Here is a 17,909-nt window from a genome sequence, read left to right as displayed (position 1 = left end):
CCTTCCCGCTCAGACCCGCCACAGCGACACCGCCCACGCGGCCACCGGGCTGTTGTTCAACACCAGCACGTGTTCCCCCGCCGAGACCTCGCCCGAGCCGAGCAGCGCGTCGAGGTTGAGCACCACGTCCATCGCCCCGACGTGCCCGTACCCGGCCAGGTTCCGCGCGCACACCGGGTGGATCGGCAGGCCCAGCAGGGTTTCGTAGAAGTCGAAGGCGCTCGCGGTCACGTTCTGCATCAGCGTGGCGGCGACACCGTCCTTGCCCAGTCCCGCCTCCGCGAGCACCTCGTCGACCAGCCGGCTCAACCGCAGCCTGCTGTGCATGGCGAGCTCGAACCGGTAGCGGTCGGGCGACTGGCACTCTTCGCGCCACTCGTACCACGGCGCCTGCTTGTAGTCGACGCGGAACAGGTCGTGGAAGCTGCCGTCGGTCTCCTGCCGGTGCGCCACCAGCTCCGGCCGGCCGCCGCGGACCACCGTCATGGCGTAGGCGCCGTCCCCGATCACGGTGACCGGATAGCGGACGCGGTCGGCGCCGGCCGGGCGGCTCGCGTGCGTGATCAGGACGCTCTGCTTCGCCGGGTCCGCGAGCAGCAGGTCCCGGGCCAGCGCCCACGCCACGCTCGAGCCCGCGCACCCGAGGCCGTCGACGGTGAAGGAGAACGTCTTCTCCAGCCCGCAGCCGGCCTGGACCCGGCCGACGTCCGAGCCCAGCAGGACGTCCGGCGCCCGCGGGCCGACCATGACGAGCACGTCGGGTTCGCCGGGTGCTTCCTTGAGCAGCTCCTGGCACGCCCGCGTCGCGTACTCCGCCGTGTCGGCCTCGGGGAAGACGCCGACCCGGGAAATCCCGCTGGCCGTGGCGAACTCGGCCTCTTCGGACGGCAGGGAGTCCAGTTCGGGCAGGGCGGGCACCTCGGTGAAGTCCTCGGGCAGGACACAGTGGACGGTGCCGATCCCGATCACGTCCGCTCCCGTCATGCCCACGTCCGCAGGGCTTCTTCGGCCAGCACGAGTTCGCTGATCTCGTTGCTGCCCTCGATGATTTCCATCAGCTTCGCGTCCCGGTACGCGCGCGCGACCGGGTGACCGTCCCGGGCGCCGGCCGAGGCCAGCAGCTGCACGGCGGTGGCCGCGCCCGCGGCCGCCCCGGTCGCGGCGAGGTGCTTGGCCAGCACGGCGGCCCCGCCCAGATCCGGGTCGCCCTCGTCCCAGCACCGGCTGGCCCGGGCACACGCCAGCGTCGCGGACCGTTCGGCGACGTACAGGCCGGCCAGGTGCCGGCGCACGAGCTGGTGCTCGCTCAGCGCCACCCCGCCCTGCCGCCGCGCCGAGACGTGCCGGGCGGCCTCGGCCAGGCAGGTGCGGAGGATGCCGGCGCAGCCCCACGCGACGGAGATCCGGCCGTAGGTGAGCACGGTCGTCACGAGCATGCCGAGCGGGAGGGCCGTGCCGCCGAGCAGCGCGTCGGCGGGCAGCCGGACCCGGTCGAACCGGACGTCGGCGTGCCCGGCGGCGCGGCACCCGAGCGGGTCGGGCACCCGCGTCACGCGGACCCCCGGCGCGTCGGCGGGCACGACCACGCACCCGGCCTGGCCGTCCAGCTTCCCGATCACCACCAGCAGGTCGGCGTAGGCCCCGACGGTGACCCACACCTTCGCGCCGTCGACGACGACCTCGTCGCCCTCGACGGTCAGCGTCGTCGCCATCGCGGCGAGGTCGCTGCCGGCACCGGGCTCGCTGAACGCCACGCCTGCGAGCGAACCCCCGGTGAGCGCGGTCAGGTGGGCGGCGCGCTGGCGGGCGGTGCCCAGCCGCTGCACCGCCCATGCGGCCATGCCCTGCGACGTCAGCACGCTGCGCAGCGAACCGCACAACGTCCCCACGTGCGCGGTCAGTTTCCCGTTGTCCACACTGGACAGTCCGAGGCCGCCGTGGTCCGACGGCACCTGCGCGCACAGGACGCCCTTGATGCCGAGCTCGCGCAGCACCGGCCGGGGCAGTTCCCCGGCGAGGTCCCAGCCCGCGGCGGCGTCCGCGGCGAGCTCGGTGGCGAGAGCCGCCGCTTCGGTGTGCAGCTCAGCCATCGGCGGTCTCCCGCAGCCGCAGCACCAGCGCGGTCATCGCGGTCACGGTGCGGAAGTGGTCCAGCTTGAGGTCGGGGCCGCCGATCGTCAGGCCGAACGCGCTCTCCAGGTGCACCACCAGCTCCATCGCGAACATCGAGGAGACGAGCCCGGAGGCGAACAGGTCGAGGTCCGGGTCGACGGCCTGTTTCGTGCGCTGCTCCAGGAAGGTCAGCAGATCCGCCCGGACCGCGTCCGCGGTGACCGGTTCCTGGTTGGTCGTTGTGCTCACAGCTCTCCTCGGGTCAGTGTCGGTGGAAGCCCTGGCCGGTCTTGCGGCCGAAGTCGCCGTCGGCGACCTTGCGCAGCAGCAGCGCGCACGGTTCGTAGCCCGCGTCGCCGGTGCGTTCGTGCAGCACGCGCAGCGAGTCGACGACGTTGTCGAGCCCGATCAGGTCGGCGGTGGCCAGCGGCCCGGTCGTGTGCCCGAGGCAGCCGGTGAACGCCGCGTCCACCGCCTCCGGGCTCGCGATGCCCTCCTCGACGATCCGCGCCGCCTCGTTGATCGTCCGCTGCAGGATCCGGTTGATCACGAAGCCCGGACCGTCACCGACGACGACGGGGGCCCGGCCGAGCCGGTCCAGCAGAGCGGCCGCGGCGGCCATCGCCGCATCGGTGCTGCGCGGCCCGCGGATCAGCTCGACCGCGTGGATCAGGTAGGGCGGGTTCATGAAGTGGATGCCGACGAGTCGCCCGGGATGGGTGACCGAGCCGGCGAGCTCGTCGATCGGGATGGCCGAGGTGTTGGACACCAGCAGCGCCCCCGGCCGCACGACGGCCGAGACCTCGGCGAGCACCTTCGCCTTCAGCTCGGGCCGTTCGGTGATCGACTCGATCACCACATCGGCCTCCGCGACGGCGGCGACGTTGTCCGCGGGCGTGATCTCCCCGGCCGTGACATCACCGGGCAGCTTCCCCATCAGCTGCGCCAGCCGCAGCTGCCCCCGCACATCGGCCTCGACCGCGGCAAGCCGCGCGGGGTCGACGTCGACGACGGTCACCGGCAGGCCGTGCCCCGCCGCCAGCGTCGTGATCGCGGTACCCATGACCCCGGCACCGAGCACCGCCAGCCGTTCCCCGCTCACTTGCCCTCCTTCGCCAGTTCGGGCAGCAACTCACCGAACGCTTCGTCGTGCGCGGCCAGGAATTCCAGACCGCGGCGCAGCTGTGCGCCGTCGATCGCCGAGCTGAGACCTCGGCGGCGCAGCCAGGGCTGCCAGGCGCGGACCTGGACCGCGTCCTCGGCCAGCTCGTGGCCCTCGAGCTCGTACAGCGCGACCGCCGACAGCACGCGGCTGTCGCGGGCGAGCGCCTCCTTGGCCACCATCGCCCGCCAGTCCGGCAACGGCATCGGGTCGGTCTCCAGCCCGGTGCCGGCCAGCAGGCCGAACAGGTCCCGGGTGCCGATCGAGCGCTCGTCGGCGAGGTGGTAGACCCGGCCCGCCGACGCCGGGCTCAGCGCCAGCTCGGCGATCGCCCGCGCGATGACGTCGACGGGGGCGACCGGCTCGGCGCGGTCGTCGAGCGGGTGGGTGCCGGTGGCCAGGCCGCTGGCGAGCATCAGCCACACCAGGTCCCGGGCGTTGCACGCGCCCGTGCCGCCGGCCGCCATGATCAGGCCCGGCCGGAACACCCGCGCCCGGATGCCGTCCTCTTCGGCCCGCTCCAGCAGCCGCTCGCCGACCCACTTGCTGATCCCGTAGCCGCCGAGGTCGGGGTGCAGCGGCTGGCGCCGCGTCTCCAGCCGGGTGCCGTCGGTCCCGCTCGCCGGTGCGGTCGCGGCCAGCGTCGAGACCAGGCTGAAGTCGCGGATGCCGTGGCGGCGCACCCAGTTGAGCAGATCCACCAGCGGCAGGACGTTGTCCTCGCGCAGCACCCGGTACGGCTCGGTGAACACCACCCGGGCCGCGCAGTGCACGACGTGCCCGATCCGGTCCGCCAGTACGCCCCCGGCCAGCGAGTCCGCGGTCCCGCCGAAGGTACGCAGGTCCGCGGGCACGGCGACGGCACGGTCCGGATCGGGTGCCGGCAGCGCCACCGCGGCGGCCGCCTCCCGCAACCGGGCGGCTGCCTCCGCCGGATCCGCGGCCCGTACCAGGCAGTACACCCGGCCCTGCGTCGTCTTCAGCAGCTCGTGCAGCAGGAACGCGCCGAGGTAGCCGGTGGCGCCGGTGAGCAGGACGTCCCGGCCCGGGGCCCGCCGCCGCGACATCGGCACGAGCGGCAGCTTCAGGTCGGCGTCGACCAGCGGGCCGTGATCGTCCACTTCGGACTGCTCAGTGGTGCCGTCCGCCAGCTGCGCGCGCACGATCCCCGCCAGCCGCCGCACGGTGGCCCGGCTGCCGCCCGCGCGGTGGACGTTGACCAGCACCCCGTGGCGCTGCTGCAGCCGCAGCGCCATCTGCACCGACAGCAGCGAAGTCCCGCCCAGCGCGCCGAACTCCTCGTCGACGCCGACGGTCTCGCGGTCGAACAGCTCACCCCACAGGGCGGCGATGTCGTCTTCCAGGGACCCGGTCGCCGCCGGCTGCTCGGCCGCCGGGCGGGCGGGCGCGAACACGTCCAGCCGGTCCAGCGGCCAGAACCGCTTGCGCTGGAAGGGGTAGGTCGGCAGCGGGACCCGGCGGCCGGTCCCGCCCGCGGCGGCTGCCCAGTCGACGTCGACGCCGTTGAGCCACGCCGTGGCCAGCAGCTCGTCGAGCTCGCCCGGCCCGTCGGCGAAGATCCGGTGGATCCCGTCCGCCTCGCCGGGGTCCACAGTGGACACGGTGGTGTCCGGCGGGAGGGCGGCGAGCAGGCCGGCGGGCGGCTGCGTCCCGACGACGACCGCGCGGCGCGGCACCGGGCGCGCGGTGGCGGCCAGCGGGGGCCGGGGCAGCCGCAGCGCCGCGGCGAGCCGGCCGGGCGGGGCCGTCACGACCCGCCGTTCGCCGAACGCGGCCCGGCCGACCCGCAGCGTGTGCGCGATGTCGCCGACCGGGGCGTCCGGCGCGTCGAGCTCGTCGGCGAGCTGCCGCGACAGCGCGTCCAGCTCGGCCCGGGTCCGCGCGGACAGCACCAGCCGGACCGTGTCGCCCGCTTCGGCCGGCGGACGCGACGGCGCCGGCGGCGCGCCGAGCACCGCGACCGCGTTGGTCCCGCCCACGCCCATCGAGTTCACCAGGACGTGCCGGTCGGCGGCCGGGTCGACGACCCGCTCGGTCGGCACGTGGAACGGGCTCGCGGCCAGCTCGGCCGGGTCGCGCGGGGAATCGAACGCCGGGTGCGGGGGCAGGACGCCGGTGCGGGCGACGTGCACGGCCTTGATGAAGCCGGCGATGCCCGCCGCCGGGCCCAGGTGCCCGATGTTCGCCATCACCGAGCCGAGCCCGCAGTAGCCGGTTTCGGTGGTGCTCAGCCGGAACGCCTTGGCCAGCGCCAGCAGCTCGACGTGGTCCCCCAGCGGGGTGCCGGTGCCGTGCGCCTCGACGTAGCGGACGAGCCCGGCCGGGACGCCGGAGACGCGCAAGGCGGCCGCCACGACGTCCGCGACACCGTCCAGGTTGGGAGCGACGTACCCGAGCCGGTCGCCGCCGTCGTTGCCGACCGCCGTGCCGCGCAGCACGGCCAGCACGGGATCGCCGTCGGCGAGCGCGTCGGCCAGCCGCCGCAGCACGACGACGCCGACGCCCGAGCCGTACGTCGTTCCGCTCGACTTCGCGTCGAACGACCGCACGTACCCGTCTTCGGACACCCACCCGCCGGGCGCCGGCTGGTAGCCGAGCAGCGGGTCGAGCACCGTCGCCCCGCCCGCGAGCACCAGGTCGCTCTCGCCGGACAGCAGGCTGAGCGTCCCGTAGTGCACCGCCGTCAGCGACGACGAACACCCGGTCTGCACGCTCACCGAAGGACCGCGCAGGCCCAGCTTGTAGGCGGCCCGGGAGGTCATGAAGTCCGCCTGGCCGCCGAGGGTCAGGTCCAGGTCGCCGACCGCCGCGGCGAGGCCTTCGTCGCGCACGCGCGCCGCGAACACCGCGGCCGAGTAGTTGCCGGCCGCGCTGCTGGCGAAGACCCCGGTGACCGGACCGTCCGGGCGCGGCGGGTGCCCGGCCGACTCCAGGGCCTCCCAGCAGGCTTCGAGGAAGATCCGCTGCTGCGGGTCGATGGCGTCGACTTCGCGGGCTTTGTAACCGAAGAACTCCGCGGCGAAGTCGGCCACGCCCGGCAGCGACGCGCCGACCCGGACGAACCCGGGCGCGTCGAGGGCCTCCTCCGAGTGCCCGGCCGCCCGCAGCTGCTCGTCGCTCAGCTCCCGCATCGACACGACACCGCGCTCGATGTTGCGCCAGTACTGCGCGGGCGTCCAGGCATCCGGGAACCGGCACCCGACGCCGATGACGGCAATATCTGTGCTGTTGCCGGCGCTCTGCGCCGGGACGGCGGCTCCGCCACCCGGCCCCTCCGAAGGGCTGCTGTTGCTCATGCCCGCCCACCGGCCCGGCCGAGCAGAGCGCCCCGCGCGGCCGGTCCCGCCGGGGCGGCGACCCGGTCTTCGGCGCCGGCGAGGAACGCCGCCTGGGCGCGGATCGTCGAGTGCCGGAACAGGTCCGACACCCGCAGCTGCCGGTCGGTCAGCTCGCGCAGGTCCTCCCAGAGCATCACGAGCAGCAACGACGAGCCACCCGCGTCGAGGAAGTTGCGGTCGAGCGGCAGCGCCGCCGGGTCGGCGAGGTCCAGGATCTCCGCCCACACCGCGCGGACCCGCTCCTCCAGTTCGGTGCCGGTTCCTTCGCTGGTCGTCACATCTCCTCCAGTGGCCGGGCCGACGGACCGGTGCTGAGGTCCTCGGCGGCGGTGACTATCGCGGCGAGCAGGGTTTCCGCGGTGCCGCGGTCGAACAGGGCGGTCAGGCCCGCGAGCTCGAAGGCCAGCTCCTCCCCGTCGTCGACGACGGTGAGCTCGAGCTCGTACTTGATGTGCAAGGGTTTCAGTGGCCGCAGCCGGCCGGGTGGCGGCGTGTCGCGCACGGTCAGGTACACCGGGGTCACCGGCGGCCTGCTGGTGTCGCGCCCGGGGTCCAGTGCGGCCGCGACGGCGTCGAAACGCGCCAGCGACGTGCCGAACGCGGCCTGGCTCGCCGCGCGGACGCGGCCCAGCAGTGCGGTCCAGGACGGGTCGTCCCGCAGGTCGACGCGCAGCAGCAGGGTGTCGACGAACATCCCGACGGTGCCGGCGTCCCGCGCCGACCGGGTCGACCACGGGAAGGCGAAGAGAAAGTCGCGCTGGGCGCTCGCGCGGGCGAGGGCGACGCCGAGCAGGGCCGCACCGAGCATGAACGGCGTGCAGCCGGCGGCGGTCGCGGTGGCGCGCAGGGCGGCGGCCCGCTCGGGGCCGAGCGACGCCCGGACCACGAGCGCTTCGGTGCTCTGCTCGGGCGGCCGGGGCCGGTCGTGGGGCAGCGCGACGTCCACCGGTGCCCCGGTCAGCCGGGCGATGACGGCCTCGGTGTCCCGGTCGGCGCCGTCTTCCTCGGCGGGGGAAGGCGAGACGGCCGGGGCGAGCGGCTCGCCGCGGCCCAGTGCGTCGATCTGCCGCAGCACCAGGTCCATCGACGGCCCGTCGCAGACGATGTGGTGGGCCACGACCACCAGCGAGACACCGTCGCGGTGGCACACGGCCTCGGCCCGGGCGAGCGGTCCCGCGGCGAGGTCGAACCCCGCCCAGCAGGCCTCGGCGAGGTGGGCCGCCAGCCGATCGGCGTCCCACGCCCGCGCGTCGGTCACGGTCACCGGCGGTTCCGCGTCGCCGGTCCGGACCACGACCCGGCGGCGCTTGCGGTCCAGCCGGAAGACCGAGCGGAACGCACCGTGGTGGGCCAGCACCGCGGCGGTGACGTCCCGCAGCCGGTCCGGGTCGGTGCCCGCGGGCAGCTCGACGACGGCGGGGACGACGTAGGCCTGCCGCAGCCACGGGAGCCGGTCCAGTGACCAGAACCGCTGCTGCGCCGCGGTCGCCGGCCGCTCCGGCCCCGAGTCGGCCGGGACCGGGGCCGCCGCGGCGGGCGCCGGTTCGGCGAGCAGGGCGGCCAGCCCGGCCACCGTCGGGTCGGCCAGGAACCGGCGGGCGGACAGGGCCACCCCGGTCTCGTCCTCGATCCGGCGGAGCATGCGCACCACCAGCAGCGAATGCCCGCCGAGGGCGAAGAAGTCCGCCCGCGGCCCGAGCTCGCCCACCTCGGCCCCCAGCTCGCCGAGCGCGGCGACGAACAGCTCCGCGGCACGGTGCTGCGTGCCGGACAACGCAGTGGTGCCGGGCTCCTCCGCCCGGACGGGCTCTTCGGCGGCCGGCTCCGCGGCGAACCGCGAGAGGTCCGCTGCCGGGTCGGCGAGAACCAGAGCCAGGATGTCCACATAGGACTCCAGCAACGCGGCGGCGACGTCGGCGGGGTACCGGCCGGTGTCGTGCTCCAGGGTCACCCGGGCCCCGTCGCCGCGCGGCTCGACGGTGAGCAGGAGGTCGAACTTGGCCGTGCCGGTCGGCAGGATCTCCGGCTGGTCCCAGCGGACCGGGACGTCCGCGGGCGGCCGGGGGAAGTTCTGCAGCGCGAAGGCGACGTCGACGAGCTCGGTCCGGGCGGCCGCGGTGAGCCGGTCGAACGGGATGCGCTGGTGGGTCAGCGCCCGGTAGGCCTCGCCGCGCACCCGGTGGCACAGCTCGGTGAAGTCGGCGCCGTCCGGCACCGAGCACCGCAGCGGAACCGTGTTGACGAAGAACCCCACCAGGTCCTCGACCTCGACCGAACTCCGGTTGGCGGTGATCGCGGCGGCCAGGAACTCCGTGCGCGCCGAACGCAGCCGCAGCAGCAGCTGGAACGCCGCGAACAGCACCACGAACGGCGTCGACCGGTGGGCCCGCGCGTAGTCCGCCACCGACTGCCAGAGCGGCTCGGATAGGACGGCGGCCTGCTCGGCACCGTCGCGCACGACCCGGCGGCCGGGTCCGCGCGGCAGCGCCCCGGCGAGGGTCAGCCCGGCAGGCACCCCGGCCAGTTCGGCCAGCCGTCGCCCGATCCGGTCCGCGGTTTCGGCCGACCCGGCTTCCGCGGCGTCCCGCCGCGCGAAGCCGGCGTACTGCTCGCCGAGGAGGGGCAGCCGCACCGGCCGGCCGTGCACGGCGGCGTCGTAGGCCAGCGCGAGGTCGGCGCCGAGGCGGCCGAGCGACCAGCCGTCGAAGGCGATGTGGTGCAGCACCAGCAACACCGCGTCCTCGGCGCCGTGGAAGACGGTGGCGCGCAGGACCGGCCCGGCGGCGAGGTCGAACGGCAGCGCCACGCGGTGTGAAGCGCTTTCACGGGCGTCTTCGGTCGCGACGACCTCGACGTCGACCGGGGCCGCCGGGACCACCTGCTGGACGGGATCGCCGTCCCGCAAGAGGTACCGGGTGCGCAGCACTTCGTGCCGCCGGACGACCTCGGTGAGCGCGGCCCGCAGGGCGGGCACGTCCACCCGGCCGTGCCACCGCAGGAAGACCGGGACGTTGTAGGTCGCCGCGCCGGGGGCGGCCTGGTCCACCAGCCACAGGCGGCGCTGGGCCGCCGACAGCGGCGCCGCCCCGGGGCCGGAACCGCTGTGCGGCCGATCGGGCGAAGCAATGGGCGAGGACACCGGAATTCGACCTTGTTCGCGAATTTCGCGCAACTTTCACACCCCCTGCCAACCACCATAGGCAACGTTTTCGTAGATCATTATGTGATCTGGATCACCGTCCACGCGTCGATACTTCCGCGATCATCAGTCCACTCCCGAGTCCGATCGGGTATTGTGCCACGCGGACGTGATCGAAATGGCCGGGGCCCCGCCGATTAATCGGAATTCCCGGCCGGTGAACAAAGGACCGACATGCGCACCGAGCTCAGCAACCCGGCGACCGCACCCGCCCCCGCCGGCCCCTACTCCCAGGTGGCCCGGCTGGACTTCGGCGACGGCGCGCTCCTGATCCTCTCCGGCCAGCTCGCCCTCGACGACGACAACGCCGCGATCGTCGGCGAGGGCGACATCGCGGTGCAGGCCGAACGGACTCTGGAGGTCATCGGAGCCATCCTGAAGGCGCACGGCGCCGGGTTCGCCGACGTCGTCAACATCCGGACCTACCTCACCGACATGGCCGACCGGGCGGCCTACGCGCAGGTGCGCGCGCGGTACTTCACCGGCGACCTGCCGACCAGCACCACCGTCGCCGTGGCCGCCCTGTTCCGGCCCGAGGCACTGATCGAGATCGAGGTCACCGCGGTCGTCCGGCACCGCTGACCCGCGGCCACGCACCAGGGGGAAAAGTGCAGCTCAACCGCTTTGTCACTGCCGAGTTCCATGCCGCCGCCGAACGCCTGCGGGTGCCGGAGATGGGCACCGAGGTCATCGCCCGGCTGCTGGCCGACCTCGTCTGCCTGCACCGGCCGAGCCGGGTGCTGGAGGTCGGCATGGGGTACACGACTCCGTTCCTGGCCGCGGCGCTGGCCGACGTGCGGGACCAGGTGGCCGCCGAGTCGGCGGCGCTGGCCGAGAAGACCAGCCGCCACCTCGCCGAGCACGACGAACTCGACGACACCTGGCTCAATGCCGCACCGGCACTGGTCACCCCGGAGTTCCACCTCCGGCCGTACCGGCCGTCCCTGGTCGCCGTCGACGACCTGTCGATCCCCGAGTCCTCGGCCGAACGGGTGCTCGGGGTACTCCGGGAGCTGGGGCTGGACGACCTGGTGACGGTCGTCAACGCCGATATCCGCGACTGCGCGCAGCGGCTGCCCGCCGGTTTCGCGCCGATCGACTTCGCGTGGGTCGACGCCTGGGAGTGTTTGTACTTCTTCGACAATTTCTGGGAACAGATCAACCCGGACGGCGGAATGGTGTTGATGCATTATCTGCTGACTTATCCGGAGGGTGAGGCCATTGTCCGGTACATCAGCGAGTTCGCCCGCACGAATCCGGGCGAGCTGGAAGTCGTCAACCTCCTCGAATCGCAGAAGCTGACCCAGAACAGCCTGACGATGATCCGGCGGACCGGTGGTACGCGGAAGCGCCGCTACGGCGGCCCGGGCGGCCGGGTGCGCTATTCGCCGGAGCTGCGCGCGGCCGCCGAAGCCCACCGGGACGCCGTCCGGTCGTGATCACCCCGCTCCGGCCGCCGGACCACGGCGACCGGAGCGGGGCCGTTCAGGGCCGGTGCAGCTCGCGAACCCGCGTGGCGAGCTCGCCGAACGACTCCGCCAGCAGCACGTCGGCCGGTTCCAGCACGATCCCGAGGCCGCGGCGCACCCGGGACGCCACCTGCATGGCCAGGATGGAATTGCCGCCCAGGTCGAGGAAGTTCGCGTCGGCCGGGGTCCCGCTCACCCCCAGCACCTCGCGCCACGCCCGCTCCAGCACGTCACCCGCCGGCTCCGCGACCGGCTCCCCGGCCGGCCGGTCCAGTGACGCGAGCAGGGCCGCGCGGTCGGCTTTCCCGGTGGGGCCCAGCGGAACCTCGTCGAGCACGACCCAGCGGGCGGGCACCATGTAGGCCGGGAGCACCCGGCCGAGCGCGGCCGACAGCTCCGCCGGGCCGGGTCCGCCACCGGCCGCCGGCAGCACGAACCCGGCCAGCCACGCGGAGGGGCCGTCGCCGACCTTCTCCACGAACGCCGCGGCCACCCCGTCGACGGCCGCGGTGACCTTTTCGATCTCTTCCAGCTCGATCCGGTACCCGCGCAGCTTCACCTGGCGATCGCGCCGCCCGACCAGCTCCAGGGCACCGCCGGGCAGCGCGCGCACCAGGTCGCCGGTGCGGTAGCGCGGGGCGCCGGTCTCGTCGGGCACGAACCGTTGCGCCGTCAGGTCGGGCCGCCCGAGGTAGCCGAGCGCGACCCCCGCGCCGCCGACGAGCAGCTCGCCGGTCTCGCCCGGTGCGACCGGCTCGCCGTCTTCGCCGACGACCGCGAGGGTGGTTTCCTGCAGCGCGAACCCGATCGGGATGCGCTCCAGCCCGGCCAGGGAATCCGGCGTGCAGTCGAAGAAGGTGGCGAAGGTCGTCGTCTCGGTCGGCCCGTAGCCGTTGACCAGCCGGCCGGGCGCGCCGTGGGCGAGCACCGCGCGCACCGCGCCGAGGTCGAGCTGTTCGCCGCCGACCACGAGCGTGTCCAGGAACCCGAAGGCGGCGGGGTGTTCCCGCGCCACCGCGTGGAACAACGACGTGGTCAGGAAGGCCGCGGACACCCGGTCGGCCCGCGCCAGCCGGGCCCACTCCGGTGGCGGCAGCTCGGCCACGGTCGGCAGGACGACCACGGTGGCGCCGTTGCCGAGGGCGTTCCACAGCTCGAACGTGGTGGCGTCGAAGGCCGGGTTGGCCGTGTTGGCGACGCGGTCCCCGGGGCCGAGGGTGCAGAACCGCGCCCCGGTCGCGAGCCGGCGGACCGCCCGGTGAGGGACCAGCACCCCCTTCGGCGTGCCGGTGGACCCGGACGTGGAACAGACGTAGGCGACGTCTTCCCCGGTCAGCACGATCTCCGGCGCCTCCGGGCCGCCACCGGTGTCCGGGACCGGCAGCGACGGCCGGCCGGCGGCGGGCGGCCCGGCCACGACACGCACGCCGGCGTCCCCGAGGATCGTCGCGACCCGGCCGGGCGGCGCCTGGGGGTCGACCGGCAGGTAGGCGGCACCGGCCCGGAGGATGCCGAGCACGGCCACCACGAACTCCGGGGACCGCGGCGCGGTGACGCCGACGACGTCGCCGCGGCCCACGCCGGCGGCCGCGAGCTCGCCGGCGAACCGGCCGGAACGCCGCCACAGCTCGGCGTAGGTCAGACTCGCGCCGGTGCGCGCGTCGGCGACCGCTTCGGCCTCCGGCGTGCGGCTCACCCACTGCCCGACGAGCGCCGGTACCGTTCCGGCTTGGTCCACTGTCGCTCCTCCCACCCGGGGAACGGATCAGCTCCGAAAGCCGCTGCGGTGAAAGGGAATCGACGTGCAGGCGCGCCGCCCAAGCTCAGCGCCGAGCGGCAGACCGCGGGCGCGACCCTGCGCCGACGGCGAAGTGCGGAAGACACCCTGCCTGCTGTTCCCCCGAGCGAGCCCCCAGAAGTTCCCCGGCACCGCCGGTCCACTCCGATGTCAGTCGGTAAAAACCATACCGAGCACCGAAGGGATGCCAACCCGCCAATCAGGTGACGTGTCACGGCAATGTCACGCACGCGCGGTCACGAAGTGCTCTGGTCCACATTGGACGAACTGAAGTTGTTGCGTTGGAGGGAAATTTCGTGGTCCGGACCGCGGTGAAGGCCGAGGAGGCATTGCCACCACGGTATCGCCCGGGCGGTGGGTGTCGGTAGCCGCTACACCTCGCCCCGAAGATCGGCCGGAGGTCACAGCGGCCCGCCGATCAGGAAGACAGCCGAGACCGCCGGCACCAGCCCGGCGAACAGCAGCACCGCACCGCCTGGACGACACTCAGTGCCACCCACGTCAGAACACCGGCCGCTCGCCGCCGAGGGCGGCGCGGACTTCGGCGAGGACCTGCGGGGTCGCCGTGGTCATCACCGCCACGACCGTGGCGACGTCGCCGCCCGCGGTGCCGGCCCGCAGCGCGAGCGATCGGCGGCCTCCTCGACCAACTTGCCCACACCCCTGCGATCGCGTGGTGTTTGTACGGAAGCAGCGAGTAGTCCGCCCGGCACGCCGACGTGCCGGCCGCCGACCTGGGCGGCGGACAACGCCGCACCCGTGTTCGGCGCTCACTTCCCCGGCGCCCGCGGTGCCGGCATCACCATCGCCGGCAGGGCGTTCCGCATCGACTCCTGGCCATCACTCTGATCCTGGCCCTCACGCCTGGGCCACTTGGCACCGGCGGGCAGCGCCATGCGCGTTTGACAAGTATGTCGTACGACATAGTATGGGTTTGCCGTAGGACCTGAGACGCCGCTGAGAGCTCGTGCCCACTCAGGACCGCGGGCGGCTCCTCAGCCCTCGGCCAAGTCACCCACAAGGAGATTCGCCATGTCATCCGTGCTCATCACCGGCGCGTCCAAGGGCATCGGCCGCGCCATCGCCGTCGAGCTGGCGGCCAGGGGCCACCGGGTGGTCGCCACTGCCCGGCGGCCGGAAATGCTGGTCGATCTGCCCGTCGACCAGCGGCTACGGCTCGACGTGACCGACCAGGACAGTGTCGACCGGGCTATCCGGGACGCCGGTGACATCGACGTCCTGGTCAGCAACGCCGGCGCGACCGTGCGCGCCCCGCTCGAAAGCGTCCCGCTCGCCGAGATCGAGAACCTCTTCCAGCTCAACACTCTGGGCGCGCTGCGGGTGGCGCAAGGAGTGTTGCCGCAGATGCGGGAACGGGGCGCGGGGCGGCTGGTGTTCGTCTCCAGCGTCCAGGGCCGGGTCGTGCTGCCGATCATCGCCCCCTACGGAGCCAGCAAATGGGCGCTGGAGGCCATCGCCGAAGGACTGGCATTGGAGGTCGGCCACTTCGGCGTGCGGGTGAGCATCGTCCAGCCCGGGGCGGTGGCCACGGACGGCGCCGCCGGAGCCAAGTCGTTCTTCGGCGATGACGACCCCTACCTCCCCCTGCTCGGTCAGCTCGGTGTCCTGCGCGGCGAGGTCATCGCGCCGGAAGAAGTCGCCACCGCGGTGGCCGACACGATCGAGCACGCCGATCCCCCACTGCGCGTGCCCGTCGGCGCGCCGGCCGAGCAGCTCCTGAAGGCCCGCAAGGAAGCCCCCGAGGCAGTGCCGTTCCTGCCGGCCGAACTCGATTGGTAGAACCGATGACCGCCCCGCGGTCGATGACCGCGCTCGTGCTGGGTGGCGGCGGCCCCGCCGGTGTCGCATGGACGTCCGCCTTGCTACACGAACTTGTCTCCGGCGGACTGCCTGCGGCCGAGTCCGACGTGGTGCTGGGCACCTCGGCCGGGTCGGTGGCCGGCGCCTGGCTCACGATGCGGCCCGGCGGCCTCCCGACCTTGCCCCAGCGGATGCTCGATCGGGCCGGATGGCATGCGCGCAACACCGAATCCGGCTACGGCGACCGGGATCTTCTGCGCCGGGTCGTCGCCGGGTCCACCCATGACGCCGAATCCGCCCGGGGTATCGGTCAGGCGGCGATCGCCGCCATCCCGCCGATCTCCGTGGACCAGGCCGAAGGGTTGTGGCGCGCGACGCTGCCCGAAGGTCCGTGGCCGGATCGGCTCAGGGTGACGTCGGTGAACGCCGGCACCGGGGCGGCCAAGGCCTGGTCGGCGGCCGACGGCGTCCCGCTCGCGGCCGCCGTGGCGTGCTCCACCGCGGCGCCCGGCGCCGCGCCCCCGGTGACACTTGCCGATTCGGTCTGGGTCGACGGCGCGGTTCGGTCCGGCACCAACGCCGACTTGGTTCGCGACGTCGGCTCGGCCGCTCGTGGCCGGGTACTCGTGCTGGCTCCCCTGCCGAACGACGGCCTCGCCCGCGAGGAGGCCGTCCTCGTCGAGCACGGTTACCGCGTCACGGTGATCACCGCCGAGCCGTTCTACGAGACGATCGCGGACCTGATGAACCCCCGGTTCGTGAAAGTCGCCGAAGCGGCCGGCGCGCAGCGAGCGCGTGCGGTCGCGGCGGAGCTGGCCGTGTGGTGGAACGCCTGAGTTGCTAAGATATGCAAGACGTCATACATAAAGAAGGTAGGTCGCCGTGGGTGCGCGCTCGGACGCCAAGGTGAAGATGGTCCAAGCGGCCAAGCAGCTCATGCGAGAGCGGGGCTACCACGCGACGGCGTTCTCCGACGTGCTCAAGCTCAGCGGGACGCCCCGCGGCTCGGTGTACTTCCACTTCCCCGACGGCAAAACGCAACTGGCGGCGGAGGCGGTCGAGGCCCACGCGCGGGAGCAGGTCGACATCATCGACCGCGCGGCGGAGCAGGCCGCCTCGGCGGCCGAACTGGTTGAACGCTACGTAGACCTCGGCCGCGACGGCATGGCGGCGAGCGGCTACTCCCGGGGCTGCGCGATCGCGCCCCTCGTGACCGAAGGCGCGACGCAGGAGTCGGCGGACCTCGGCGAAACCGGCCGGCGAGCATTCTCGGAGATGATCGACCGGCTCGCGTTCCACTTCATGACCTTCGGCGTCGAGCAGGCGGCGGCTCGCGCTCTCGCCGACGCCGTGATCGCCGGGGTGGAAGGGGCGATGATCACCTCGCGGGCTCGCCGCAGCCCCGCCCCCTACGACGCGGTCAAGATGACACTGGCCGACTTCGCGACACGGGCGCCTCGCTCGCGTCGCGCCGGACGATGACGGAACCGCCGCCTCAGCGTGCTGATTGAGACGGCTGACGCAGTGCCCGGACTCAGGCAGTCGGCGCCGCCGTTGCCGTGACGCGCTTCGCCCGGACCGTCAGCGCCGCGATCGCCGCCGCCCCGACCAGCGACACCGCGATGCCCACCCCGACCGCGGTGTTCCACCCCGCGGTCAAGCCGGCCGGGGACGGGTGGACGGCCAGCACGCTGACCACCGTGACGCCGAGCGCCGCGCCGACGTAGCGGCTCGTGTTGTTGATGCCGCTGCCCATCCCAGTCCGGTCCGGCGGCACGCTCGCCACCGCCTCGCGCCCCAAGGACGCGTTCACCACGCCCGTCCCGACCCCGGCCACCACCAGGCCCGGCAGCAGGGACGCCGGCGCCACGGCGGGGGTGGCGAACGCCAGCGGCACCAGGCCCGCCGCCACCACGACCAGGCCGGCGCTCAGTCGCGCACCGCCGGAAAACGCCGCGGGGAGGCGGCGCGTCAGCACCGCCGAGACCACGCTCGTCGCCGACCAGGCGAGCACCACCAGGGCCGAGGTGAACGGGCTCAGCGCCAGGCCGTTTTCGAGCATGGTGCAGAGGAACGCCATCAGCGCGGTGACCCCGGCGCCCGCCACGAACGCGCCCGTCGTCGCCGACACCAGGGCCGGGCGGCGGAAGAGCGTCAGGTCGAGCATGCCGCCGCCGGAGCGGTTCTGGTGGGTGAAGAACGCTGTGAGCAGCACGACCGCCGCCGCGATCAGAGCCAGCTCCAGGGGGCTCGTCCAACTCTGCCTGCCTTCGGTGAGCGCGGCCAGCAGCGCCGCGAGACCGCCGCCGAGCAGCAGCGCGCCCGGTAGGTCTACCGTCCGGACGCGGTCCGACTCCGACTCCGCCAGCAGGACCCGGCCGAGTGCGGCGACGCCGAGCGCCAGGCCCGCGATCACGACGTAGAGCACGCGCCAGTGGTGGTCGAGTGCCGCGCCGGCCAGCGGGCCGGTCGCGATGCCCGCGCCCAGGCAGGCACCCCACAGGCCGGTCGCGCGGGCACGGCCGGCCGCGTCCGGGAACGCCGGACCGAGCACAGCGAGCCCGCACGCGATCAGCGCGGCAGAGCCGAGGCCTTCGACGACGCGGCCGCCGATGAACGTCAGCGGTCCCGGCGCGACCGCGCACAGCACCGATCCGGCGGCCGTCACGACGGCGCCGGCGACGAAGACGCGCCGCCGTCCGAAGTCGTCGCCGATCGCGCCGGCCGGCAGCAGCGCGACGGCCAGCCCGAGGCTCATCGAGCTGAGGATCCACGAGGTCGCGACCGCGCCGGCGCCGAGGCCGCCCGCCACCGCCGGGACGATCGACAGGGGCGCGGTGAAGACGAAGAGCGCGAGCAGCGTGGCGCCGCCGGACGCGACGAGGACGGCTCCGGGACGGCTGGCCATGCGAACACCTACTTTGTTCGGTCACCGAACTCTTTCTCGCGAAGACTAGCAAGTTTGGTTCGATGAACGAACTTTTCTGTG

The 17,909-nt window shown here is 73.7% G+C and carries 14 protein-coding genes; 5 read left to right on the top strand and 9 right to left on the bottom strand.

The genetic code is table 11. The annotated features are described in order from the left end of the window. Positions 1-9: 9 nt before the first annotated feature. From HUT10_RS47635 to HUT10_RS47605, 7 genes are read right to left on the bottom strand one after another with little or no spacing between them, the layout of a single operon-like run. On the bottom strand, positions 10-984 hold the full coding sequence (locus tag HUT10_RS47635; RefSeq protein WP_176177233.1) for a 3-oxoacyl-[acyl-carrier-protein] synthase III C-terminal domain-containing protein: 975 nt from the start codon (positions 982-984) through the stop codon (positions 10-12). Then, a complete protein-coding gene (locus HUT10_RS47630) occupies positions 981-2,090 on the bottom strand; it encodes an acyl-CoA dehydrogenase family protein (protein WP_176177232.1) in 1,110 nt (369 codons plus the stop codon). The genes HUT10_RS47635 and HUT10_RS47630 overlap by 4 nt, the downstream gene beginning before the upstream one ends. Next, a complete protein-coding gene (locus tag HUT10_RS47625) occupies positions 2,083-2,361 on the bottom strand; it encodes an acyl carrier protein (protein ID WP_176177231.1) in 279 nt (92 codons plus the stop codon). The genes HUT10_RS47630 and HUT10_RS47625 overlap by 8 nt, the downstream gene beginning before the upstream one ends. 13 nt (positions 2,362-2,374) lie before the next feature. Continuing rightward, positions 2,375-3,214: a 3-hydroxyacyl-CoA dehydrogenase family protein gene (locus tag HUT10_RS47620; RefSeq protein ID WP_176177230.1), complete on the bottom strand. Its 840-nt coding sequence runs from the start codon at positions 3,212-3,214 to the stop codon at positions 2,375-2,377. Next, positions 3,211-6,591: a thioester reductase domain-containing protein gene (locus tag HUT10_RS47615; protein WP_176177229.1), complete on the bottom strand. Its 3,381-nt coding sequence runs from the start codon at positions 6,589-6,591 to the stop codon at positions 3,211-3,213. Before HUT10_RS47615 ends, HUT10_RS47620 begins: the two co-directional genes overlap by 4 nt. Continuing rightward, positions 6,588-6,911: an acyl carrier protein gene (locus HUT10_RS47610; RefSeq protein WP_176177228.1), complete on the bottom strand. Its 324-nt coding sequence runs from the start codon at positions 6,909-6,911 to the stop codon at positions 6,588-6,590. The genes HUT10_RS47615 and HUT10_RS47610 overlap by 4 nt, the downstream gene beginning before the upstream one ends. Beyond that, the gene (locus tag HUT10_RS47605; protein ID WP_176177227.1) at positions 6,908-9,772 is read right to left on the bottom strand and encodes a condensation domain-containing protein; all 2,865 of its coding nucleotides are present in this window, start codon (positions 9,770-9,772) and stop codon (positions 6,908-6,910) included. The genes HUT10_RS47610 and HUT10_RS47605 overlap by 4 nt, the downstream gene beginning before the upstream one ends. A gap of 234 nt (positions 9,773-10,006) precedes the next feature. Between HUT10_RS47605 and HUT10_RS47600 the strand changes: the two genes are divergently transcribed. Both HUT10_RS47600 and HUT10_RS47595 read left to right on the top strand, forming a co-directional pair. Then, the gene (locus HUT10_RS47600; protein WP_176177226.1) at positions 10,007-10,414 is read left to right on the top strand and encodes a RidA family protein; all 408 of its coding nucleotides are present in this window, start codon (positions 10,007-10,009) and stop codon (positions 10,412-10,414) included. Between the two features lie 26 nt (positions 10,415-10,440). Further along, on the top strand, positions 10,441-11,271 hold the full coding sequence (locus tag HUT10_RS47595; RefSeq protein ID WP_254897363.1) for a class I SAM-dependent methyltransferase: 831 nt from the start codon (positions 10,441-10,443) through the stop codon (positions 11,269-11,271). A 46-nt stretch (positions 11,272-11,317) separates the two neighbouring features. On the opposite strand, the gene HUT10_RS47590 is transcribed toward HUT10_RS47595, so the two are convergent. Continuing rightward, positions 11,318-13,039: a non-ribosomal peptide synthetase gene (locus HUT10_RS47590; RefSeq protein ID WP_254897362.1), complete on the bottom strand. Its 1,722-nt coding sequence runs from the start codon at positions 13,037-13,039 to the stop codon at positions 11,318-11,320. A gap of 1,092 nt (positions 13,040-14,131) precedes the next feature. On the opposite strand from HUT10_RS47590, the gene HUT10_RS47585 reads away from it, so the two are divergent. From HUT10_RS47585 to HUT10_RS47575, 3 genes are read left to right on the top strand one after another with little or no spacing between them, the layout of a single operon-like run. Next, positions 14,132-14,899, top strand: coding sequence for an SDR family oxidoreductase (locus tag HUT10_RS47585; RefSeq protein WP_176177225.1), 768 nt, complete (start codon positions 14,132-14,134; stop codon positions 14,897-14,899). A gap of 5 nt (positions 14,900-14,904) precedes the next feature. Then, complete coding sequence (locus HUT10_RS47580; protein ID WP_176177224.1) at positions 14,905-15,756, top strand: patatin-like phospholipase family protein; 852 nt, start codon at positions 14,905-14,907, stop codon at positions 15,754-15,756. 46 nt (positions 15,757-15,802) lie between these two features. Continuing rightward, positions 15,803-16,402 carry a TetR/AcrR family transcriptional regulator gene (locus tag HUT10_RS47575; protein ID WP_176177223.1) on the top strand — a complete coding sequence of 200 codons (600 nt, stop codon included), beginning with the start codon at positions 15,803-15,805 and terminating at the stop codon, positions 16,400-16,402. Positions 16,403-16,454: 52 nt separating this feature from the next. Here HUT10_RS47575 and HUT10_RS47570 read toward each other — a convergent pair whose 3' ends face one another. Then, the gene (locus HUT10_RS47570; RefSeq protein ID WP_176177222.1) at positions 16,455-17,828 is read right to left on the bottom strand and encodes an MFS transporter; all 1,374 of its coding nucleotides are present in this window, start codon (positions 17,826-17,828) and stop codon (positions 16,455-16,457) included. Positions 17,829-17,909 lie beyond the last annotated feature (81 nt).

The sequence above is a fragment of the Amycolatopsis sp. Hca4 genome (assembly GCF_013364075.1).
Classification (GTDB): Bacteria; Actinomycetota; Actinomycetes; order Mycobacteriales; family Pseudonocardiaceae; genus Amycolatopsis.
The sequence above is the reverse complement of the archived record's forward strand: the minus strand, read 5'-3'. Positions and strand labels throughout refer to the sequence as shown.